General features: G+C 43.4%; 16 protein-coding genes. 7 read left to right on the forward strand and 9 right to left on the reverse strand.

All coding sequences use genetic code 11. The annotated features are described in order from the left end of the window. The first annotated feature begins 1 nt into the window (after window position 1). Complete coding sequence (rcsB, locus tag LDO51_RS18160; protein WP_154628155.1) at window positions 2-652, forward strand: response regulator transcription factor RcsB; 651 nt, start codon at window positions 2-4, stop codon at window positions 650-652. Between the two features lie 289 nt (window positions 653-941). Here the strand turns inward: rcsB and rcsC are convergent, their stop codons facing one another. Together rcsC and gyrA are read right to left on the reverse strand one after the other, a co-directional pair. Continuing rightward, window positions 942-3,782: a two-component system sensor histidine kinase RcsC gene (gene rcsC, locus LDO51_RS18165; RefSeq protein WP_225575677.1), complete on the reverse strand. Its 2,841-nt coding sequence runs from the start codon at window positions 3,780-3,782 to the stop codon at window positions 942-944. A 147-nt stretch (window positions 3,783-3,929) separates the two neighbouring features. Beyond that, the gene (gene gyrA / locus LDO51_RS18170; protein WP_225575678.1) at window positions 3,930-6,533 is read right to left on the reverse strand and encodes a DNA topoisomerase (ATP-hydrolyzing) subunit A; all 2,604 of its coding nucleotides are present in this window, start codon (window positions 6,531-6,533) and stop codon (window positions 3,930-3,932) included. Between the two features lie 329 nt (window positions 6,534-6,862). Between gyrA and ubiG the strand changes: the two genes are divergently transcribed. The 4 genes from ubiG to yfaE all read left to right on the forward strand — a co-directional run bounded on the left by ubiG (window position 6,863) and on the right by yfaE (window position 11,638). Continuing rightward, a complete protein-coding gene (ubiG, locus tag LDO51_RS18175; RefSeq protein WP_225575679.1) occupies window positions 6,863-7,585 on the forward strand; it encodes a bifunctional 2-polyprenyl-6-hydroxyphenol methylase/3-demethylubiquinol 3-O-methyltransferase UbiG in 723 nt (240 codons plus the stop codon). Between the two features lie 347 nt (window positions 7,586-7,932). Further along, window positions 7,933-10,224 (forward strand): class 1a ribonucleoside-diphosphate reductase subunit alpha, encoded by a 2,292-nt coding sequence (gene nrdA / locus LDO51_RS18180; RefSeq protein ID WP_225575680.1) that lies wholly within the window; start codon window positions 7,933-7,935, stop codon window positions 10,222-10,224. A gap of 11 nt (window positions 10,225-10,235) precedes the next feature. Further along, window positions 10,236-11,372, forward strand: coding sequence for a class Ia ribonucleoside-diphosphate reductase subunit beta (gene nrdB, locus LDO51_RS18185; protein ID WP_225575681.1), 1,137 nt, complete (start codon window positions 10,236-10,238; stop codon window positions 11,370-11,372). Between the two features lie 2 nt (window positions 11,373-11,374). Further along, the gene (gene yfaE, locus LDO51_RS18190) at window positions 11,375-11,638 is read left to right on the forward strand and encodes a class I ribonucleotide reductase maintenance protein YfaE (protein ID WP_225575682.1); all 264 of its coding nucleotides are present in this window, start codon (window positions 11,375-11,377) and stop codon (window positions 11,636-11,638) included. A 222-nt stretch (window positions 11,639-11,860) separates the two neighbouring features. Here the strand turns inward: yfaE and LDO51_RS18195 are convergent, their stop codons facing one another. Further along, a complete protein-coding gene (locus LDO51_RS18195) occupies window positions 11,861-13,201 on the reverse strand; it encodes an anaerobic C4-dicarboxylate transporter (RefSeq protein ID WP_225575683.1) in 1,341 nt (446 codons plus the stop codon). Window positions 13,202-13,684: 483 nt separating this feature from the next. Between LDO51_RS18195 and tyrP the strand changes: the two genes are divergently transcribed. After that, window positions 13,685-14,833, forward strand: coding sequence for a tyrosine transporter TyrP (gene tyrP, locus LDO51_RS18200; RefSeq protein ID WP_423810950.1), 1,149 nt, complete (start codon window positions 13,685-13,687; stop codon window positions 14,831-14,833). Window positions 14,834-15,137: 304 nt separating this feature from the next. Here tyrP and LDO51_RS18205 read toward each other — a convergent pair whose 3' ends face one another. Beyond that, window positions 15,138-15,680, reverse strand: coding sequence for a YfaZ family outer membrane protein (locus LDO51_RS18205; protein WP_225575685.1), 543 nt, complete (start codon window positions 15,678-15,680; stop codon window positions 15,138-15,140). Window positions 15,681-16,011: 331 nt separating this feature from the next. Between LDO51_RS18205 and LDO51_RS18210 the strand changes: the two genes are divergently transcribed. Continuing rightward, on the forward strand, window positions 16,012-17,451 hold the full coding sequence (locus LDO51_RS18210; protein ID WP_225575686.1) for a catalase: 1,440 nt from the start codon (window positions 16,012-16,014) through the stop codon (window positions 17,449-17,451). An 88-nt stretch (window positions 17,452-17,539) separates the two neighbouring features. On the opposite strand, the gene menE is transcribed toward LDO51_RS18210, so the two are convergent. From menE to menD, 5 genes are read right to left on the reverse strand one after another with little or no spacing between them, the layout of a single operon-like run. Next, window positions 17,540-18,955 carry an o-succinylbenzoate--CoA ligase gene (gene menE, locus LDO51_RS18215; RefSeq protein WP_225575687.1) on the reverse strand — a complete coding sequence of 472 codons (1,416 nt, stop codon included), beginning with the start codon at window positions 18,953-18,955 and terminating at the stop codon, window positions 17,540-17,542. Next, window positions 18,943-19,914 (reverse strand): o-succinylbenzoate synthase, encoded by a 972-nt coding sequence (gene menC, locus LDO51_RS18220; protein WP_225575688.1) that lies wholly within the window; start codon window positions 19,912-19,914, stop codon window positions 18,943-18,945. The genes menE and menC overlap by 13 nt, the downstream gene beginning before the upstream one ends. Beyond that, the gene (menB, locus tag LDO51_RS18225) at window positions 19,914-20,771 is read right to left on the reverse strand and encodes a 1,4-dihydroxy-2-naphthoyl-CoA synthase (protein WP_036952775.1); all 858 of its coding nucleotides are present in this window, start codon (window positions 20,769-20,771) and stop codon (window positions 19,914-19,916) included. Before menB ends, menC begins: the two co-directional genes overlap by 1 nt. A gap of 12 nt (window positions 20,772-20,783) precedes the next feature. Continuing rightward, window positions 20,784-21,566: a 2-succinyl-6-hydroxy-2,4-cyclohexadiene-1-carboxylate synthase gene (gene menH / locus LDO51_RS18230; RefSeq protein WP_225575689.1), complete on the reverse strand. Its 783-nt coding sequence runs from the start codon at window positions 21,564-21,566 to the stop codon at window positions 20,784-20,786. Next, complete coding sequence (menD, locus tag LDO51_RS18235; RefSeq protein WP_225575690.1) at window positions 21,560-23,284, reverse strand: 2-succinyl-5-enolpyruvyl-6-hydroxy-3-cyclohexene-1-carboxylic-acid synthase; 1,725 nt, start codon at window positions 23,282-23,284, stop codon at window positions 21,560-21,562. The genes menH and menD overlap by 7 nt, the downstream gene beginning before the upstream one ends. Between the last annotated feature and the right edge of the window lie 111 nt (window positions 23,285-23,395).

The raw sequence follows: 23,395 nt of genomic DNA on the forward strand, positions 1-23,395 counted from the left end.
TATGAATAACCTAAATGTCATTGTTGCCGATGATCATCCTATTGTTCTTTTCGGTATCAGAAAGTCGCTTGAACAGATTGAATGGGTAAACATCGTCGGTGAATTTGAAGATTCTACTTCTTTAATTAATAACTTAGCACGCCTGAATGCAGACGTTCTGGTTACTGATTTGTCTATGCCTGGCGATAAATACGGCGATGGTATTACATTAATTAAATACATTAAGCGCCACTACCCTGACTTATCAATTATTGTCCTCACAATGAACAATAATCCGGCTATTTTGAGTGCTATTCTTGAGCTTGATATTGAAGGTATCGTACTAAAACAAGGCGCGCCTGCTGACTTACCAAAAGCGCTAGCAGCCTTACAAAAAGGGAAGAAATTTACCCCTGAAAGCGTCAGTAAATTACTTGAAAAAGTGAATGCGAGTGGCTATGGCGATAAACGTTTATCACCAAAAGAAAGTGAAGTTCTACGCTTATTTGCGGAAGGCTTCTTAGTCACTGAGATTGCTAAAAAGCTGAATCGCAGCATCAAAACCATCAGTAGCCAGAAAAAATCGGCAATGTTAAAACTGGGTGTTGAAAATGATATCGCACTGCTGAATTACCTTTCATCAGTCAGTATCGATAATACCCCTTCTGAATAACTGTTTTTTTGCGCTAAAATAGAAGCCCGTTCAGGGCTTCAGACCATTGACAACCCCATCAGGTTTGGAAATGGCCCTTTTGGGTTGTAAAATTAACAAGGTAAATCAATTTATTGATTTTCGCCTGATAACACTTTTTTCCTGATCACACTTTTTGCCTGATAACACTTTTTGCCTGATAACACAAAGAGGGAAAAAACACGCTTTTATCCCTCTTTGTCATCAACCTCAAGCCCGTTATAGGGCTTTTATTTTTTCTATTCAATAGAGTAGCTATTTAAGCAGTAATTTATTCACTGGGTTTAACATACTTCACCAGCGATTCCCGTAGCACACCAATCGATGTAGGCTTCGAGAGACAATCATTCATACCTGCATCAAGACAACGCTGCTTCTCTTCCGCCATTGCATTTGCCGTTAATGCCACAATAGGCTGCTTAAAGCCTTGTTCTCGCAACGTGCGCGCCAATTGATAACCGTCCATATTCGGCATATTCACATCAGAAAGAACAATATCCGCATGATTATGCTCAAGGAATTTCAATGCATCTAATCCATCGACTGCAGTACTTGTCATAAAACCAATGCTAGCTAGCTGTTCTGTCAATAGCATTCGGTTAATGGGATGGTCATCAACAATCAAGACTTTAAACGTATTCAAATCTGTATCGGCATCTTCAAGATCATGGTTCTCTAAACTCTCTTTAGTGTCTTCAACCAGCTTAACAATGATTTTATCAATCAACATGGGCAACTTATCGAGCTGATAAGTGTTATAGAGCCAATTATTTGGTTGAGTTTCAAATAATTCGCCTGAATATAAACTACTGAGTTTGAGTAATTTTCTATTCTGTAAGGCAATATTTTCCTGGTTATCCGTGATCAACAAATCATACGTCTCATTGACATCAATGGATGAGGCCGTCACCACATTAAAATGGTGGTGTTCGAGTAATCTTACAAGAAAATCAATCAAGAATGCATTTTGCCCCGTTACGACTATACGATAATTTTTCCGGTACTCCGGAATAATGGGGACTAAATATTGCTGGCCATATAGTGGAATGCGGATCGTAAACGTACTTCCCAGCCCCGCTTGAGAATTCACCCCAATATCACCATCCATCAAGTTGATGAGCTTCTCACAAATAGCGAGCCCTAACCCTGTCCCTTTGTGCCCATTATTTTGATCGTAAACTTGGAAGAATGGGTCAAATAATTGCATAACCACCGCCGAGGTCATTCCAATACCCGAATCTTTGACCTCAATTTTTAAATAATTTTCATCTTTCCAAACATGCAGCATCACAAAGCCAGAGTCCGTGAACTTTATACTATTATTCACAATATTAGAGATAACCTGTTGTAATCGCACAGGATCACTAAGCATTAAATCGGGAATGTTAGGCTCAATGTAAGAGTACAGAGATACTTGTTTTTTGGTTGCCAATGGCACGTAATTTGCGAGCACATACGCAAAGACGTTACGGCAATTGAATAATTTATTTTCTATTTTCAGTTGCTTTGATTCAATTTTGGAGAAATCTAAAATATCACTGATAATCTGCAATAACAGAGACGATGAATTATCCATCGTAGAAACAAGCCGAAGCGCTTTATCTGATAAATCATAGCGTTGTAATAATTCGATATTACCAATGATTCCATATAGTGGTGTTCTTAATTCGTGGCTGACGGTAGCCAAAAACATGGATTTGGCTTGGTTGGCTTGTTCCGCTGCCTCAGCGACATCCTGTAATGATTTTTCCATCTGAACACGGATGCTAATATCAATCAGTACACAAATGGCTACATCTTCATTCTGATAGCGCGAATTGACGAAACTAATTTGTAAGTGTGTGCCGCTTGTCGCCACTACATCAATATAGTTACTGGATTTTTGACGAATAATCGTCAAGATACGCAATTTATCATCCTCACTGAGTAGGCGAAAATAATTATGGGCAAGCTCATTACTCAAAATATTTCCGCCATCGCTCAGTCTAAGGATAATTATCCCAACAGGCGCTGATGCCACAATTTTGTGGTTAAACTGTTCATGTTCTTCTAAACGAATTGCGGTGTTTGCCGCAGGTTCCAGCATCCGCCGTTCTAATAACCAGATTAAAAAGAAAATTAATCCACCGGATAAAACATTAATTAAAACAGCATAGATGATGGATGTTTTTAAATTTCCGATCAAATATGACGTTGGAATAGAGTAGATAACAGTAAGCTGGGAAGATGATAAGCGCTTTTTAAAAAATAATTGGGTGTAGTCAGAATTAAACCCGAAATAGTTTTGTTCTCCAGACGTCAATAATTGGGAACTTTTAATATTCTCATCCGATGAAGTGTACAAAACAGGCTGGTTTGATGAATTAATTAATATAATTTCAACAGCTGGATTATTACGTAGATTGAACTGATTTAAATTGAGCGAACGCTCAACCCCAACAAAACCGACAATTAAGCTTTTCTCATAAATAGGGATCATCAAATAGAGTTGACCGTTTGATGGTTGAGAACTGTGGGTAATGGTATATAAATTGCGTTCTTGCCCCTGCTGTCTTAGCTGTTTGTAGATCCGCACATTGTCATAGACCACTTTTTTTAACGTATCAATATCAGAAACTGCAGCACGAATTGAATAATCCATCATGCAATAACTGCCGGTTCCAAAAACAAATACGTGGTTTAAGCCTTGAGGTACCGCAACACTGTCTTTCCAGAAAATATTGAGTTGTTCAAAGGCAGAAAGGTAGTTCTGAGTTCGCTGCTTAAATACATCACAATCTGCCGATGGTATGAGTGGGTATAGCGAGTATGAGGTGGATGTGGGTAAAGTGACTTCTTCTTGTTGAATACCCACTTTTTGTTGATGTTCTCGCTGCTGCTCCGTCATGGAGTGAATAAGGCGAAGTGTAGCATTTGACTGCTGAATATAAACTTGCAGGTTTTCATAACCAGAATGGAATTGCTGGCGTAGATCAGATTTATGCTCATTAAACTGCGTGTAAAGGAAAAACAGCGTGATGAAAAGCCCCATTCCCCATAGCATAACGCCTAGGACACGAAAAAGATCTCTAGATAATCTAAGGGATGTTTTAAACGAGGGTAAATATCTCAATCCGTTACCTACAAGTACATTATCACTAATACTGAGTATACTCGATTAACTCAATGAAAAGCGACAACCAATAACTTCCATGTATATTGCTAGTGTAAAGATACAAAAACGGGCGGATAATCCGCCCGTTTCATTGATGAATAATACTTACTCTTCGGTGTCTACATCAGCCTGCGCATCACCGTCAACATCAATACCCTCTTCATCGGCATTTTCATCGTCTTCAGTTTCAGCAACACGTTGTAAACCAACTACTTTTTCATCTTCAGCAGTACGGATCAACGTCACACCTTGAGTATTACGCCCAACAACGCTAACTTCAGAAACACGAGTACGAACCAGAGTCCCTGCATCCGTAATCATCATAATTTGGTCGGTATCCTCAACTTGGATAGCGCCAACCACTTGACCATTACGCTCACTCACTTTAATGGAGATAACCCCTTGAGTTGCACGAGATTTTGTTGGGTATTCTGCTTCTTCGGTACGCTTACCAAAGCCGTTTTCAGTCACGGTCAGAATATGGCCTTCACCACGAGGAATAATTAAAGAAACAACTTTATCGTCGTCCATTAATTTAATACCGCGAACACCTGTCGCTGTACGTCCCATCGCACGAACGGCATCTTCTTCAAAGCGCACCACTTTACCTTGCGCAGAGAACAGCATGACTTCATTGCTACCGTTGGTTAAATCAACACCAATCAGCTCATCGCCTTCGTTCAAGTTTACGGCAATAATACCGGCACTTCTTGGACGACTGAAATCTTGCAGAGGGGTTTTCTTCACGGTACCGCTCGCGGTAGCCATAAAGACATAATAGCCCTCTTCGTATTCACGCACTGGTAAAATCGCGGTGATACGTTCATCTTGCTCAAGTGGCAGTAAGTTCACAATTGGACGTCCACGAGCACCACGGCTAGCTTCAGGCAATTGATAGACTTTCATCCAATATAAGCGACCACGACTTGAGAAACACAAGATAGTATCGTGGGTATTCGCCACCAACAGACGCTCAATAAAGTCTTCTTCTTTAATGCGTGCTGCTGATTTACCTTTACCACCACGGCGTTGTGCTTCGTAGTCAGATAATGGCTGATACTTCACATAACCTTGGTGAGATAGCGTTACCACCACATCTTCTTGGTTAATCAAATCTTCGATATTGATATCTGCGGTATTTTCAGTGATCTCAGTACGACGCGGGTCGTTATAAACATCACGGATCGCTTCTAACTCTTCACGAATAACTTCCATTAAACGCTCAGGGCTACGCAGAATAAACAGTAATTCTTCGATTTGTTTCAGAAGTTCACGGTACTCTTCCAGCAGTTTTTCATGCTCAAGACCGGTTAATTTCTGTAAACGCAGATCCAAAATGGCTTGTGCTTGCTGTTCAGTCAGGAAATATTTGCCTTCATGAACGCCATATTGCGGCTCTAACCACTCAGGACGAGCAGCGTCATCACCCGCACGTTCCAGCATTGCAGCAACATTACCCAGATCCCAAGAACGGGCAATCAGGCCAGCTTTTGCTTCCGCTGGTGTAGGTGCTTTACGGATCAATTCGATAATTGGGTCAATATTAGCCAGTGCCACAGCCAATGCTTCAAGGATATGAGCACGGTCACGGGCTTTACGCAGTTCGAAAATAGTACGACGAGTAACCACTTCACGACGATGGCGAACAAACGCGGCAATAATATCTTTCAGATTCAGAATTTTTGGTTGCCCCTGATGCAGAGCCACCATGTTGATACCGAAAGAAACTTGCAATTGAGTCAGTGAATACAAGTTATTCAGTACCACTTCGCCGACTGCATCACGCTTAATTTCAATGACAATACGCATGCCGTCTTTATCAGACTCATCACGCAGTGCACTGATGCCTTCAACGCGTTTTTCTTTAACTAATTCCGCAATTTTTTCAATCAAGCGCGCTTTGTTCACTTGATAAGGAATTTCGTTGACGATAATGGTTTCACGACCATTTTTCTCATCAACTTCGACCTCGGCACGCGCACGAATGTACACTTTACCGCGACCGGTACGATACGCATCGATAATACCACGACGGCCATTGATAATAGCGGCAGTCGGGAAATCTGGGCCAGGGATGTGTTCCATCAAGCCTTCGATACTAATATCTTCGTCTTCTATATAAGCTAAGCAACCATTAATCACTTCCCCTAAGTTGTGCGGAGGAATGTTAGTTGCCATCCCAACCGCTATCCCCGAAGAACCATTGACCAAAAGGTTAGGTATCTTCGTTGGCATCACTTCTGGGATTTGCTCTGTGCCATCATAGTTAGGAACAAAGTCTACGGTTTCTTTTTCTAAATCAGCCAGCATTTCATGGGCAATTTTCGCCATACGGATTTCCGTATAACGCATTGCAGCGGCGGAGTCTCCGTCAACTGAACCAAAGTTCCCCTGACCATCTACCAGCATGTAGCGCATAGAGAAAGGCTGCGCGAGACGGACTATGGTCTCATAAACGGCACTGTCTCCATGTGGATGGTATTTACCGATGACGTCCCCGACGATACGGGCAGACTTTTTATAGGGTTTATTCCAATCATTTCCCAGTACATTCATCGCGAATAACACTCGGCGGTGTACTGGCTTCAGTCCATCACGAACATCTGGAAGTGCACGACCGACGATAACGGACATTGCATAATCCAAATAGGAACTTTTCAGTTCTTCTTCGATATTGACTGGGGTGATTTCTCTGGCAATCTCGCTCATGGAACCACTGTCCCTCATAACTTCAGATTCAAAGAGTAAACTATACCACAACTCCCTTATTTAATTAAGAGATAAGAGAAGTGAGTATTTGTCTTTCAAGCTATGTATAATAGCGGAAAAATGAGCTTATGTGTCCGAATCTTGTAGAATTTCAAGCAATAGTCTCTCAAGGATTTTCATATTTGGTCCATAATCCCAATAAATTAACTCACGGGCAGCTATCGTCCCATTACTCATTCCAGTCTATATTTACATTTCGCAAAATAAATATAGTTCAATAGGTAAAAATAAGTAATGCGCGGATAGAAATAGATATAGGAGTTCCTCAGATGAATGATACCCAAGACCAAACGTATTTGAATGTCGACAAACAAGAGATTGAAAAGTTTGAATCGATAGCGTCACGTTGGTGGGATCTTGAAGGCGAGTTTGCCCCATTACACCGCATTAATCCCCTGCGTTTAGGCTATATCATGCAACGTGTAGACGGCATTTTCGGTAAAAGAATCCTCGATGTTGGCTGCGGTGGCGGTATTTTATCTGAAAGCATGGCGCGCGAAGGTGCGGATGTCACGGGTTTAGACATGGGAGCAGACCCGTTAATGGTCGCTCGTTTACACTCATTGGAATCTGGTATTCCTGTGGAATACGTCCAAGAAACTGTCGAACAACATGCGGATAAACACCCTCAGAGCTACGATATTGTCACTTGCATGGAAATGCTTGAGCACGTCCCTGACCCTCAATCTGTTGTCAGAGCCTGCGCGAGATTAGTCAAACCTGGCGGGCACGTTATTTTTTCCACCATTAACCGCAATAGAAAAGCTTGGCTGATGGCGGTTGTTGCCGCGGAATATGTGATGAAAATCGTGCCAAAGGGTACGCATGATGCCAATAAATTTATCCGTCCCTCTGAATTAATTAGCTGGGTCGATAAAACACAGTTAAAAGAACAACATATGATTGGATTGCATTATAACCCAATCACCGATAAATTCTGGTTAGGGCCTAACGTTGATGTGAACTATATGCTGCACACGATCAGCGAATAGCATCAGCGAATAAATAGCAAGCGGTACGTTTAAGAAAACAGCAAACGGTCTCAACTTTACAAAATAATTTTTAGTCAAATGTCGGTAAGTCAATTTTTAGCAACTCCACTTCTCATGCTGCTTACCGACATGATCAATTTTTCTTATCCAGCTGTTATCCACAAAAACTATCGGATTTGTACACTTGATAAAATCCCGCATTAACATTATCTTGTTATTAGATTCTTAACAAACTACTACATATAGTGGTATTCCCAAATTTAATATACAAGTCTCATGATTCGTCATCATGAGCTTTTTTACGTTTGGAACTCCCTATTTGTACCCCAACCAAGGTGTACTTACTCATGAACCAGAGTCTGTTAGTCACAAAACGTGACGGACATAAAGAACGCATTGACCTCGACAAAATCCATAAAGTTATTACATGGGCGGCGGAAGGTCTTAGTAACGTATCAGTTTCACAGGTGGAGTTACGTTCTCAGATTCAGTTTTATGATGGGATCAGAACTTCTGATATTCACGAAACGATGATTAAAGCCGCGGCTGACTTAATCACCGGTGAAACACCAGATTACCAATACCTTGCTGCACGCTTAGCGATTTTTAACCTGCGTAAAAAAGCCTATGGTCAGTTTGAGCCACCAAAATTATATGCCCACGTAAAACATCTGGTTGAGATGGGTAAATATGATAAGCATTTGCTGGAAGACTACTCTGAAGCAGATTTCGAGCAAATGGATGGTTTTATTGACCACTGGCGTGATATGAATTTCTCCTACGCAGCTGTTAAACAGTTAGAAGGGAAATATTTAGTTCAAAACCGTGTCACCGGTGAAATCTACGAAAGCGCCCAGTTTTTATATATTCTGGTTGCTGCATGCTTGTTCTCTCATTACCCACAAGCAACCCGTTTAGATTACATCCGCCGCTTCTATGACGCGGTATCAACATTCAAAATTTCTTTACCTACGCCAATTATGGCGGGGGTACGCACACCGACACGTCAATTCAGCTCTTGTGTTCTGATTGAGTGTGGTGACAGCCTTGATTCTATCAACGCAACCTCAAGTGCTATCGTGAAATATGTGTCTCAGCGTGCCGGTATCGGTATCAACGCAGGTCGCATCCGTGCACTGGGTAGCCCAATCCGTGGTGGCGAAGCATTCCACACTGGCTGTATCCCATTCTATAAGCATTTCCAAACTGCGGTAAAATCTTGCTCTCAAGGTGGCGTACGTGGTGGTGCAGCAACCCTGTTCTACCCTATCTGGCACTTAGAAGTAGAAAGTTTATTAGTGCTGAAAAACAACCGTGGTGTTGAAGGAAACCGTGTTCGTCATATGGACTACGGTGTACAGCTCAACAAGTTAATGTATGAACGCCTGATCAAAAACCAAGATATCACCCTATTCAGCCCATCTGATGTTCCAGGCTTATACGATGCATTCTTCGCTGATCAAGACGAATTCGAACGCCTATATGTGCAATATGAGCAAGATGAAAAAATCCGTAAATCCAGCGTAAAAGCGGTAGAATTATTCTCTTTGATGATGCAAGAACGTGCATCCACAGGCCGTATCTATATTCAAAACGTTGACCACTGCAACACCCACAGCCCGTTTGACCCTCAGGTTGCCCCTGTTCGTCAATCCAACCTGTGTTTGGAAATCGCACTGCCAACTAAGCCATTAAATAACGTCAATGACGAAAATGGTGAAATTGCCCTGTGTACGCTATCTGCATTCAACTTAGGTGCGATTGAAAGCCTCGATGAGTTAGAAGAGTTAGCTATCTTAGCGGTTCGTGCATTAGATGCACTATTAGACTACCAAGATTACCCAATCCCTGCGGCACAAAAAGGCTCTATGGGCCGCCGTACTCTAGGTATTGGTGTGATTAACTACGCATACTACTTAGCAAAACACGGCGTTCGTTACTCCGATGGTAGCGCCAACAATCTGACTCACAAAACATTCGAAGCGATTCAATATTACTTACTGAAAGCCTCAAATGAATTAGCGAAAGAGCAAGGTGCTTGCCCGTGGTTCAATGAAACTACCTATGCACAAGGCGTGTTACCTATCGACACTTACAAACGTGAGCTCGATAAATTAACTGACGAACCACTGCATTACGATTGGGAAGCTCTGCGCCAAGAGATCAAACAGTATGGTCTGCGCAACTCAACGCTATCTGCATTAATGCCATCAGAGACCTCGTCTCAGATTTCGAACGCGACCAATGGTATCGAACCACCACGCGGTTATATCAGCATTAAAGCATCAAAAGACGGTATCCTGCGCCAAGTGGTGCCAGATTATGAAAATCTGAAAGGGGCTTACGAGCTATTATGGCAAATGCCTTCCAATAGCGGCTATCTGCAGTTAGTTGGGATCATGCAGAAGTTTATCGATCAGTCGATTTCTTCTAACACAAACTATGACCCAACCCGTTTCCCAAATGGCAAAGTGCCAATGAATCAACTGTTAAAAGATTTATTGTTAGCTTACAAGTTTGGTGTGAAAACACTTTACTACCACAACACTCGCGACGGTGCTGATGATGTTCAGGGGGATCTGGAAGAAGTTGTTGAAAGCGCAGATTCTGATTGTGAAGGCGGGGCTTGTAAAATTTAATAGGGATGGTTATGTCACATTCATACACGATTTTTTCTCAGAAAAAAAATAACCAGCTGCTGGAGCCGATGTTTTTCGGCCAGCCTGTGAACGTTGCTCGTTTTGATCAGCAAAAATATCCTATTTTTGAAAAACTGATTGAAAAGCAGCTCTCATTCTTTTGGCGTCCAGAAGAAGTTGACGTGGCGCGCGACCGTATTGACTATAATGCGCTGCCTGATCATGAGAAACATATTTTTATCAGCAACCTGAAATACCAAACGCTGCTCGACTCTATTCAGGGTCGCAGCCCTAACGTGGCATTTTTACCACTGATTTCAATCCCAGAATTAGAAACTTGGGTTGAAACTTGGTCATTTTCAGAAACAATTCATTCACGTTCATACACGCATATTATTCGTAATATCGTGAATGACCCGGCGATTATCTTTGACGATATCGTTGAAAATGAAGAGATCTTAAAACGCGCTCGTGATATTTCTGAGTACTACGATACGCTGATCGAAATGACCAACTATTACCATATGTTTGGTGAAGGGACGCATACGCTGGGTGGTAAACAAATCACGGTTTCACTGCGTGCACTGAAAAAGCAACTTTATTTATGCTTAATGAGCGTTAACGCCCTCGAAGCAATTCGTTTCTATGTCAGCTTCGCGTGCTCTTTCGCCTTTGCTGAACGCGAATTGATGGAAGGTAACGCAAAAATCATCAAGCTAATTGCTCGCGATGAGGCGCTGCACTTAACGGGAACTCAGCATATGCTGAACCTGTTACGTTCAGGTCAAGATGACCCTGAAATGGCAGAGATTGCCGCTGAGTGTGAAGACGAATGCTATCGCCTGTTTGTGGATGCCGCAGAACAAGAAAAAGAGTGGGCTGAATATCTGTTCAGCGAAGGCTCTATGATTGGTCTGAACAAAGATATTCTGTGCCAATATGTGGAATATATCACCAACATTCGTATGCAAGCGGTTGGCCTGAAATTACCATTTGAAGCCCGTTCTAACCCTATTCCATGGATCAACGCATGGTTAGTGTCAGACAACGTTCAAGTGGCGCCACAAGAAGTGGAAGTCAGCTCTTATTTAGTCGGTCAGATTGACGCTGAAGTTAACACCGATGATTTGAGTGACTTCGAACTGTAATTATGGCTAGTCATAAAATCACCCTGCGTCTCACGCAGGGTGTGCAAGTCCCCTACCACACTGATGTTCACACCAGTTTATTGGACGCCCTTGAAGATAGTCGAGTGCCTGTCGAATATCAATGCCGAGAAGGCTACTGTGGCTCATGCCGCGTAACCTTATTAAAGGGAAAGGTTGGATACAAACAGAAGCCTTTAGCCTATGTTCAAGAAGGTGAGATATTACCCTGTTGCTGCCATCCACTTTCCGATATTGAAATCGAGTAGCGGCGCGAGTAATACGATATATCTAACAATAAAAAGCGATTGCTTTGATGACTCGAGCAATCGCTTTTTACTTATAAACTTTCTGCTTATAAAGTAATGCCCAAAATAATTAGAGTTGCAGGTAGGCAGCAAATGAAATTAGTCGGAACACATACACAAGTATGTGACCCGACTAGCTAAGCGCAGCTAACACGCCTGAAACTTGAAGTATGACGGATATCTTTATAAATAACCGTACATCGCAGCAAATATCCAACCAAACACACAGGATACACCCACCCCGATTAAGCCTGGCAGGATAAAGCTATGGTTGATAACAAACTTACCAATGCGCGTGGTACCAGAGCGGTCAAACTGAATAGCCGCAAGGTCACTAGGGTAAGTTGGCAGGATATAGTAACCATAGCACGCTGGTGCAGAAGCAATGATATATGCAGGGTCAACACCAATACCCAGAGCAATTGGTACCACCGCTGCTAATGCCGCCGCCTGTGAGTTCACAAATTTAGATACTAACAATAAAACAACCGCATAAGCCCAAGGGAAATCCTTCACCAAAGTCCCTAACGTTCCTTTGATTTCATCCATATGAGCACCGAACATGGTTTCTGCCATCCATGCAATACCGTATACCGCAACAATAGCTATCATCCCTGAACGGAACACTTCGTTTTTGGATATCTGTCCTGGATTGGTTTTACAGATAATAATAATCAGCGCACCGGCTAATAACATAAACATCTGAATTACCAAGACCATAGACAACGGCTTACCGTTAATTAATGGTCTTAATTCAGAGAATGCACCAAGCAAAGCAACAACAACAATAGAGGCTAAAAAGATCCACATTGCCACCCAGTTAATTTTAGGCAGCTTTTTATCCAGTAGCGTAACCGTCTCGCCATAAACATAATCATGGTTTTCTGGAACAGAAATAAATTCTTGGAATACCGGGTCTTTATCCAGATCTTTACCGCGGAACCAGCTAAAGATACCTATTGCTAAGATACCAATTAAGGTGGATGGAATGGTGATGGCCAGTAAATCTAAAAATTCAAGTGATTTACCGTTGATGGACACGCCATTTAACATGGCGACTAAAGAGACAACCGCTACGGAAACAGGGCTGGCAATAATCCCCATTTGCGCACCAATACTACTCGCCGCCATTGGTCTTTCAGGACGAATATTATTCTTGATCGCTGCATCATAAATGATTGGCAAAATGGTATACACCACATGCCCGGTACCACACAAAATGGTTAAAATACAGGTAACGAAAGGTGCAACAATGGAAATGTATTTTGGATTTTTACGCAGTAAACGTTCTGCGATTTGCAGCATAACGTCTAAACCGCCTGATGCTTGTAAGGTTGCTGATGCTGCAACAACAGCAATGATAACAAGCATAACGTCTACAGGGGGTTTTCCTGGAGGTAAACCAAAGCCAAAGACAAGTATAACTAGGCCAACACCGCCTAGCAGCCCGAGTGCCATACCGCCTTTTCTTGCTCCGTAGAACAAGCAGACAAGTATAATGGCAAGTTGAATCATAAAGTCCATAGGTCCATCCTTTATTTATAGGTTTCCACTATTATCTAGAGGGTCTTAATGTATTAATTTGATTTATATTAATTTAAAAAACAATATTGTTTTATTTTCATTCCTAATATTTTGCCCCCATCACAAAATTTACCTTTAGTTGCTGCCATAATGCTCAGTTAAATAACATAATGAGTAAAATCAATCTTATAACCCCCATTTTTTAACATTTAAACCCCATCAAGTTTCACGTCTTATTTTCATTCTTAACAAAAAATCACCCTTGGCGAGCAATTTGTCACGCCCCCATACATTAATAGAATTTTTGCCTTATTTTGACTGTAATTTATTATTTACACGAACTGTAATTCAGATTTGACAGAGTAATCGCAATCGCATAATCTGCTTAAATTATTAATAACCCGAATTCAATCAGAGGAATTTGTGAAGAATCGTACCCTTGGCAGTATTTTGATCGTGGCAGGAACAACAATTGGTGCAGGAATGCTAGCAATGCCGCTAGCGGCAGCAGGTGTTGGCTTCACTGGAATAGTATGTTTGTTAATTGGTTTATGGATGCTAATGAGTTATACCTCATTACTACTGGTCGAAGTTTATCAGCATAATCCTGCCAATATGGGTCTCGGTAGTGTCGCGAAAAAGTACCTTGGTCCCATCGGTCAAGTTGTCACTGGTTTGAGTATGTTATTGCTGATGTATGCTCTGACAACTGCCTATATTGGCGGAGCTGGAGTGCTAATCTCTGATAGCCTATCCTCTTGGTGGGGGTTCACCGTTTCGACTCAAACTGCCATTATCATGTTTACTATTGTTGGTGGTGCCGTGGTCTGTGTGGGGACTCATTCCGTCGATTTTATTAACCGAATTCTTTTCACGGCGAAAACTATTTTCTTAGTGATCATGCTTGCCGTTATGATGCCCCATGCCGAGGCGGTTAACCTAAGCACCATGCCGCTGGAAAAAGGTCTTATACTCGCCGCTGTTCCCGTGATTTTTACCTCTTTTGGGTTCCACGGAAGCGTACCAAGTTTAGTCAATTACATGAATGGGGATGTACGCAAGCTGCGTATCATTTTCATTACAGGGAGTGCTATTCCTCTCGTTGCCTATATTTTATGGCAGATTGCGACTCTCGGGGCCATTCCATCCAATACATTTATGGGGATCCTTGCCCAGTCTTCAGGTTTAAATGGATTATTAACCGCAATCCGTGACGTGGTTGCCACCCCACGAGTGAATATGGCGGTTGCTCTGTTTATGGATTTAGCATTAGCGACTTCGTTCTTAGGTGTGGCTTTAGGTTTGTTTGATTACCTTGCAGACTTATTTAAGCGTAGTAATGATTTCATTGGTCGTGTGCAAACCACGCTGCTGACCTTCGTCCCCCCGTTACTCGCAGCATTGTTCTTCAGTAGTTTCGTCCAAGCATTGACCTACGCCGCTGTCGCATTATCTGTCTTAGCATTAATCATACCGGCACTATTAACTATGCGCGTACGCAAGTTAGAAGCCAATGGCATTTACCGCGTCAAAGGCGGCACGCCAATCCTCACTTTAGTCCTGCTGTGTGGTATTGCGGTCATCGCCATCCAGTTCGCCATTGTGGCCGGCTTCCTACCGAATGTAGGTTAATCCCTCACAAATTTCACACATAAAAAAACACCCCAATATGGGGTGTTTTTGCTTTATCTTTTTGCTTTGCTCTTGAAAAAATTGAACACTGCTATTTTTCAAAATAGTTCATGTTGTAGCTAGGCGGCAAACGCGCTAATCCCTAGGAGCATACACAAGTATGTGACTAGGGTTGGCAAGAGCAGCCAACAACGCTACAGCGTGAAATATGAAGAAAAATCTATCCCAGGGAGCATACATAAGTATGCGACCAGGGTTAGCAAGTGCGGCCAACAACGCCACAAATCAAAATATAACGAGAATATTAGAAGGATAGGCCGGCACCTACATACCACCCATCCGCCAGCTTCTCATTACGATCATCATGCGCACCCTTCATCTCAATCAGACGATAACCCGCATCAACCGACAGCGGTTTAAACACGGTATAGCGCGCACCTGCTTTCGCTTCTACATAAGATTTGCTACCTGAAGTCAGTGATTCTGGTGCGCCATACGCTTCACCGTAGAAGCTTAAAGATGGCAGAGCTTGCCAGCTTAAACCGCCACCTAAGGCTGCTGCTGCACCGTTAGAACCATCTTCAGGGGATAAATACAGAGCTTTACCACCTACATAGGCATTAAATGGTCCTAATGGCAAACCGAACGTTGCGCCTAGGCTACCTAACTCGCCATTGTGGTCACTGCGCGCCCATGAACCATTAAATGCTAATCCTGAACCTTGGGTTCCGAAACCACCGCTTAATTCGGTAAAGTGCTCACCTGCACTGAAATCAGCAGAAATCGCTTGGGCTGCCCCCATATAAAATGCGGATGTTGCCGCAACGGCTAAAAGAACTTTGCGCATTATTATTTCCTTTATTATTAAAAATTAAAGTATCATGACGATGTTACGTGATTTAGTGCACGTACTCAGTCTTTTTTGCCTAAATTTACGTTAGAACACCTTTTAACGCACGATAAGTTAAATTTATCAGTGAGTTACTTCAATTTAATTATTTTCTGACTAAACTTCTTACTATGATTACAGTAATTGGTCAGAGCGATTAGATAATTATTTCTTTACTTATTATAGTATTTATCAAGTTTATTATAGAGATGAAGTGATATTCTACAAACATTCATCCAGTTAGTTACTTTTGTATAGCCTATAAATCTAATAGCTTGGGAGTATTGTAATGAAAAAAAGAGGTTTAACTACCGCTTCAGGTGCACCTGTTGTAGATAACAATAACGTGATGACCGCGGGTAAACGTGGCCCGATGCTGTTGCAAGATGTTTGGTTTTTGGAAAAACTCGCCCACTTCGATCGTGAAGTGATCCCAGAGCGTCGCATGCACGCGAAAGGTTCAGGGGCATTCGGTACCTTTACCGTCACCCATGATATTACTCGTTATACTCGCGCAAAATTATTCAGTGAAGTAGGTAAAAAAACGGATCTATTCGTACGTTTCTCCACTGTAGCGGGTGAACGTGGTGCCGCTGATGCCGAGCGCGATATTCGTGGTTTTGCCATGAAGTTTTATACCGAAGAAGGTAACTGGGATATGGTGGGTAACAACACCCCTGTATTCTATCTGCGTGACCCATTGAAATTCCCTGACTTAAACCACGTTGTCAAACGCTGCCCTTACACTAATATGCGTAGCGCTGCCTATAAATGGGATTTCTTCTCCCATTTACCTGAAGCACTTCATCAATTAACCATTGATGTCAGCGACCGTGGCTTACCGAAAAGTTATCGCTTTATGCACGGTTTTGGTAGCCATACCTATAGCTTTATCAATGCGAATAACGAACGTTTTTGGGTGAAATTCCACTTCCGTAGCCAGCAAGGTATCGAAAACCTCATGGATGACGAAGCAGAAGCGCTGATTGGTAAAGATCGTGAAAGCTCTCAACGTGACCTGTTTGACGCTATCCAACGTAAAGAATATCCTCGCTGGAACTTACAGATTCAGGTCATGCCAGAAAAAGAGGCGTCAACCGTCCCTTATAACCCATTTGACCTAACCAAAGTATGGCCACACAAAGATTATCCATTGATTGATGTGGGCTATTTTGAACTGAACCGTAACCCAGACAACTATTTCTCTGATGTGGAACAAGCTGCATTTAGCCCTGCGAACATCGTACCGGGGATTGGATTCTCTCCAGACAAAATGCTGCAAGGCCGCTTGTTCTCTTATGGGGATACTCAGCGTTATCGTTTAGGTGTTAATCACTATCAAATTCCGGTGAATTCCCCACGCTGCCCATTCCATAATTATCATCGTGATGGTGCAATGCGCGTTGATGGCAATAGCAGCAATACCGTGACCTATGAGCCAAACAGCGCGGGTATGTTCCAAGAACAACCTGATTACAGTGAACCACCATTATCTATCGAAGGTGCTGCTGATCATTGGAATCACCGTGAAGATGAGGACTACTTCAGCCAGCCTCGTGCACTGTATGAATTGCTGGACGATGCTGAACATCAACGTATGTTCCAACGTTTAGCAGGCGAACTGATTGAAGCGTCAGAAGAGACACAAAAACGTCAAATCGAGTTGTTTAAGAAAGTGCACCCAGAATACGGTGCTGGCGTTGAAAACGCATTGAATGCGCTGAAATAAGCAAGCATTTCCTATGATGACCAAGCGCTAGAACTTTCTAGCGCTTTTATTTATTCCTTAATGAGTTCATTCCACGCTTAATTCGTCACTATCTTTGTGTTAACACCCACTGCTTCACCTGCTGGCGAGAAACTTTAATCCCCCCAGCTTTCAATTCAGGAACTAAACGATAAAACGCCATTGGGAATTGATATGGGGCAAGTTTATCTTTTAGCCAATCCGCCAGTATGTTCAAGTCGATTGATTCATCAGCGTCAATCACTGCCACCGGACGCTGTCCAAATTGCACATCATCAACAGGAACAATAAAGCTTTGGTGCACATTAGAATGAGCATTGATCACCGCTTCAATATCTTCCGGCTGCACACACTCCCCACCACTGATAAATAAATTATCTAAACGGCCTAAAACCTGATATTCACCATCAATAAAGGCACCTTTATCATTCGTTTTAAACCATCCATCCACTAAATTTAAAGGATGTAATTCACCATCAAACCAATACCCTAAGGATTGACTGTCCGACTGAATTTGAATTTCATCATCCACCAGCCGTACTTGTTTCCCCATTAACGCAAGCCCTACACCTTTCTTACCATCTGTACGTTTGGCGCACACGGTTGACGCCATTTCTGTCATCCCATAACCACTCCAACATACAATACCGCGCTGCTCGGCTAGCTCCGTTAAACTGGTTGGGATCATCGCGCCCCCCAACAACACCTCTTTCAACGCAATATTGAATGGCATCTCGTCATTTAATAACCGCCATAGCTGAGTCGGCACTAATGATGCATGGGTGACCCCCTGTAATGCCTCTGGTAATGGTGTAGAACGAATAGCGAGTTTTGCACCGCTCAGTAACCAACGCCATACAATCCCTTGCCCTGAAACGTGAAATAGTGGCAACGAAAGTAACCAGCAATCATCTTGCTGATAATTCATGGCATCCAGTACGCCAGCCGCACTGTTCAGATGGGCTGAAACACTGTGTACTGCCGCTTTTGGTAACCCTGTTGAACCAGAGGTTAATATCAGCGTGGCGGGCTGGTTATAAGCTTTTTGAAAGCTAACTGGCGGGAAATCATCATGCTCAGTAAAATGATAATAAAACGGATAGTCTAAATGGCGGTAACCAGACAATGCATCAGATTCATCAGTAAAATCCATCACTGAGCTGATATCAAGATGAGGAAGCAACTCAGTCAACAAGCGTTCAGGAAGACGAGGATTGAGAGGAAGCACCCTCACCCCACATGCAATAAGCGCCAGCTGGCTCAGTAACAGTTCCTTGGAGTTTTTACCGCGTAACGCAACACATTGCCCTTTGCTGACACCTTGCATCGTGAAGTAAGTGACTAAATCCGCAATTTGCTGATTTAACACCGCCCACGTCACCGCGTCAGTATCATTAAAAAGTGCAATGTTATTTGGTTGAAGACTGGCCCAATGCTGCCAAGGCCAGTCGGTAAAGCGGATAGACGATAATGTTAACTCTGCCATACAACCGTCAGTTCATCTAACTGTTGAACAGGAATTTGGCATTGTGGCCAAGGTCTAACTAACTGAGATTGGATCAGCGAAACCGTATCTAAACCTGGAATAGTGTTCGGTGTTAACCAATTTGCGACCCGCGCCAATTGGGTTAAGCCAAAGCTACTCTCGATGGATGAGCTGATCACTGCCTGCATCCCTAACTGATGAGCTTGTTCCACCAAGCTACGGCAATAACTCAAACTGCCCGTTAAGGTCGGCTTAATGATAATAGCTGCCACACCTGGTTGTGCTTCTACTTTGAAGCCTTCTTCACGCACACTTTCATCCCATGCGATAGCGATGCCAGTATCCGCAGAAAATTGCAATGATTCTTCACGGGTTTTGCAAGGCTCTTCAAGGAACGCAATGCGCGCACGGTAATCTGGGTTCACATATTTAGCGAAACCATCTGCTTTTGCACGAGTCCAGCTGCGGTTAGCATCCAAACGCAATTTTAGCTCAGGCACCGCTTCCAATAATAAGTTTGCCACCATGCCATCACGCACAGCTTCGTAGAGCCCCACTTTCACTTTGGCGACTTTTTCCCCTTCCATTGCATCAAGGCTCAGGATCAGATCATCAGGGTCACCGCTGCATAATGGTGCTTTACGATAATCCGCTTGTTGTGGAAGCTCACCAGTTAGCTCTGCTAATGCACAGCTACAGCCAAAGGCAACTGAAGGTAAATGGCTTGGCGTCATTGTGCCTTCATTCACCCATTCATTTAGCCATGCGATGGTGTCTGCGGTTGCTTCTTCCAAGGTTTCACGGCTAAATTCCGGCAGAGGTGAAATCTCCCCCCAGCCTTCGCTATCCCCATCTTGTAAACAGACTAAAAGCCCATCACGGGTTTTCAATCGTTGATAGCGAAGGATAACGCCTGCCTCCATCGGCAGGCTGAACGAGTAAAGTTTGGCTTTTCTCATTATGGATTACGCTTATATTTAGAGAAATCTGGCGCACGTTTTTCGTTGAATGCGTTACGCCCTTCTTGACCTTCATCTGTCATATAGAACAACATCGTTGCGTTACCCGCTAACTCTTGCAGACCCGCTTGGCCATCACAGTCAGCATTCAGAGCCGCTTTCAAGCAACGTAATGCCATTGGGCTGTTTTCCAGCATTTCACGGCACCAGCGCACCGTTTCTTTTTCTAAATCAGCATACGGTACAACGGTATTTACCAGACCCATATCTAATGCTTCTTGCGCATTATACTGACGGCACAGGAACCAAATTTCACGGGCTTTCTTTTGACCAACGATGCGCGCCATATAAGATGCGCCCCAACCGCCATCAAACGAGCCAACTTTAGGACCAGTTTGGCCGAAAATCGCGTTATCGGCTGCGATGGTTAAGTCACACATCATATGTAAAACGTGACCGCCACCGATAGAGAAACCGGCAACCATTGCCACGACAGGTTTTGGACAAGTACGAATTTGGCGTTGGAAATCCAATACGTTCAGATGGTGAGTACCGCTTTCATCACGGTAACCGCCGTAGTCACCACGGATTTTCTGGTCACCACCTGCACAGAAGGCTTTTTCACCTTCACCTGTTAGGATGATAGTCCCGATATGGTCATCATAACGCGCGTCAGACAATGCTTGGATCATCTCTTTCACGGTTTGAGGACGGAATGCATTGCGCACTTCAGGGCGGTTAATGGTAATTTTAGCAATCCCTTCTGGGGATTTGTGATATCGAATATCGTCAAAACCTGCTGAGCAATCTTGCCACTCAATCGGTGCGTACAATTTTTCTTCGCTTGGATAAATCATTATCAAGTTCCTTTAACCACAGTGTGATAAAAAATGGTGAAGTGCAATCACATAATGTTGGGGATTTTCCCGATGCGCATTATGCCCTGCATTCTCAATTAGCGTAAACGGCAATGCGTATTGTTGCGAAACGCCTCGAAATTTTTGGTCTTTCTCGCCGCAAAAATAGCAGTAAGGGACCGACAATTGCTTTAATGACTCAACTAAAAACGGCTGTTTGGACAATGACGTGTTTTCCAACATATCAGCAATGGCCAATGGGTTATTTTGACAACGTAATGCCACCAATTTTTCACGTTGATCAAGAGTAAGGTCAGCAAAAACTGCTTGTTGGTACCAGTCACTCAAAACCTGTTCGATAGGCTGATGTCGAAAACGTTCTGCCCAGCGATGGTCGTTATCGGCTCGCGCAATACGTTCTTGTTCACTCTGTAAACCAACGTTGCCCCCTTCAATCACCAAACCTTGTAGCCCTTGATGAGTGCTAAAGCAGGCAAAGTGCATCGCTAAGCGGGCGCCGAGCGAATAGCCAATCAACACATATTGCGAAGCAGAGTAATGCGCCAACAACTGGGTCAGTTGCTTATCAAAATCCACAAAGCCTTGGCAACCAATACGGTGTGAATCACCATGACCCGGCAAATCGACCACTAAACGTGGATAATTGGGGCAAGCCTCAACAATCGATGACCAATCATCGTGACTACCTAATAAACCATGAAGAAAAACTAACCACGGTGTTTTTTCGCCGTTGGCGGGTTGTTCTTGACTCGGATAATAGTGCGCAGCTAGCACGGTAAACTTTCCACGTCTTGCAGCAATTGTTTTAGTGTTCGTGCACCTTCATCCCCATCAACCACTAACTCAATCAGCAGTGTGCCGTGTTGATTGCTTTGATTATGTTGCTTGTTTTGATTATGTTGCTTGTTTTGATTGTGCCAAAATTCTTGCACCGTCTCTTTTAAGCTCGACCAGTCTGTCGGGGAACAATATTGCAAGCCAAACATCATCGCTGCACCCGCAAAGCTCACATTTTGAGGCATGCAATAATAGTTTTGGCGAGCTTCCGGGGAGGTAGGCAGCATTGAGAAAATTTGTCCGCCATTATTGTTCACAATAATCAATATGCTAGGAGCAGAAGGTTCACGTAACAATGCCAAACTGTTTAAGTCATACAGGGCAGAGATATCCCCGACGATACCCAGTGTCGGCTTCGCCGTCGCTCTTTGTACGCCTGCCATCGTCGAGATCAAACCATCAATACCACTGGCACCACGGTTACTAAATACCGGATAACCCGCTGGCAATTGTGCTAGAGCATCAATTAAACGCACAATTAAGCTATTCCCCACGAAAAGTTGTCCGCGAGGTGGAAGAAGCTCAGGGAGTTGATGTGCCACCGCCGCTTCAGAAAATTGACCTTGTAGCTGGGCTTGAACATGTTGCAACGTGCGGCTTGTCAAATCCGTTAAGCCTTCACTCCATGCACCGCGCGGTTGAGCCGGATGTTGCTCTATCCACCCTTTTACGCTGCAAGTTAGCTTACGACCTTGATGGTTGGCAGGATCTAAGCGCCCTGGGATAGTATCAATTATCCAATACTCTTGAGGATGGCATTGGCTTTGCCACTGTAATGCGCGTTTTCCCGTTAAGCTTGAGCCAAACTGAACCACTAATTCTGCTTCATCTAACCAGGCTTTAGCGTTCGGGTGTTGTAACCATAAATCAGCACATGGATAAGGCTGCCCAGTCTGAGAGAGCACATCACCGATAACTGGCCAACCCAGTTGTGCCGCCCATTTTGCAACAAGCTCTCCATCACTGCTGCTCATACGACCAGCAATCACCACCCCTTTTTTCTGGCGCCAGAAATACCAATCAGCCACTAATGCAACAGTATGAGTCGGAGGTTCGCTTAGCCAGGGGTGAGACGATTGCCACCAATCACCTAAACTGGCTTGCCACTCGGTTTCCCCTTCAGTTTCACCATAGAGTGGTTCAGCAAAAGGACAGTTCACATGAAATGCCCCATGACGTAGCTGATTCATCCCGTTATCTAGCGCAGAAACCAACCATTTCGCTGAAATATCCCGTGTCGGCCTTGGCAGCATTAAACTTTCGAACGGATGGCTAGCAAAAATATGGGTTTGGCGGATAGCCTGATTGGCACCACAGTCAATTAATTCTGGCGGTCTGTCTGCCGTGAGAAAAATGACTTTTTCCCCGGTTAATCCGGCTTCTATCAATGAGGGATAAAGGTTAGCTACCGCCGTACCGGAGGTGACAATCACGCCAACAGGCTCGCCACTCGCTTTCGCAAGTCCAAGAGCAAGATGGCCTAATCCACGCTCATCAAAGTGCGTATGGCAATGAAGTTTTGTGTTATTCACTGCGGCTAACGTTAACGGCGTGGAGCGAGAGCCGGGAGCAATACAGATATTTTTCATTCCGTGACGGGCTAACGCCTCAATAATTACCTCAGCCCAACGGAGATTAAATGCTGAATTCGACATAATGTGCTCGGTAAATTATTCATGATGCTGAGTGTAATAGGATTGAGAAAAATTTCTTGATCTCAAAACAATTTTTCATGAACTAATTGAAAATAAAAAAGAAATAACCAT

It is taken from the genome of Providencia alcalifaciens (assembly GCF_020271745.1).
GTDB classification, from domain to species: domain Bacteria; phylum Pseudomonadota; class Gammaproteobacteria; order Enterobacterales; family Enterobacteriaceae; genus Providencia; species Providencia alcalifaciens_B.

Coding starts and splice junctions, on each gene's coding strand:
- rcsB (WP_154628155.1), top strand. CDS start 2: ATGAATAACCTAAATGTCATTGTTGCCGATGATCATCCTATTGTTCTT.
- gyrA (WP_225575678.1), bottom strand. CDS start 6,533: ATGAGCGAGATTGCCAGAGAAATCACCCCAGTCAATATCGAAGAAGAA.
- ubiG (WP_225575679.1), top strand. CDS start 6,863: ATGAATGATACCCAAGACCAAACGTATTTGAATGTCGACAAACAAGAG.
- nrdA (WP_225575680.1), top strand. CDS start 7,933: ATGAACCAGAGTCTGTTAGTCACAAAACGTGACGGACATAAAGAACGC.
- nrdB (WP_225575681.1), top strand. CDS start 10,236: ATGTCACATTCATACACGATTTTTTCTCAGAAAAAAAATAACCAGCTG.
- yfaE (WP_225575682.1), top strand. CDS start 11,375: ATGGCTAGTCATAAAATCACCCTGCGTCTCACGCAGGGTGTGCAAGTC.
- LDO51_RS18195 (WP_225575683.1), bottom strand. CDS start 13,201: ATGGACTTTATGATTCAACTTGCCATTATACTTGTCTGCTTGTTCTAC.
- tyrP (WP_423810950.1), top strand. CDS start 13,685: ATGCTAGCAATGCCGCTAGCGGCAGCAGGTGTTGGCTTCACTGGAATA.
- LDO51_RS18205 (WP_225575685.1), bottom strand. CDS start 15,680: ATGCGCAAAGTTCTTTTAGCCGTTGCGGCAACATCCGCATTTTATATG.
- LDO51_RS18210 (WP_225575686.1), top strand. CDS start 16,012: ATGAAAAAAAGAGGTTTAACTACCGCTTCAGGTGCACCTGTTGTAGAT.
- menE (WP_225575687.1), bottom strand. CDS start 18,955: ATGGCAGAGTTAACATTATCGTCTATCCGCTTTACCGACTGGCCTTGG.
- menC (WP_225575688.1), bottom strand. CDS start 19,914: ATGAGAAAAGCCAAACTTTACTCGTTCAGCCTGCCGATGGAGGCAGGC.
- menB (WP_036952775.1), bottom strand. CDS start 20,771: ATGATTTATCCAAGCGAAGAAAAATTGTACGCACCGATTGAGTGGCAA.
- menD (WP_225575690.1), bottom strand. CDS start 23,284: ATGTCGAATTCAGCATTTAATCTCCGTTGGGCTGAGGTAATTATTGAG.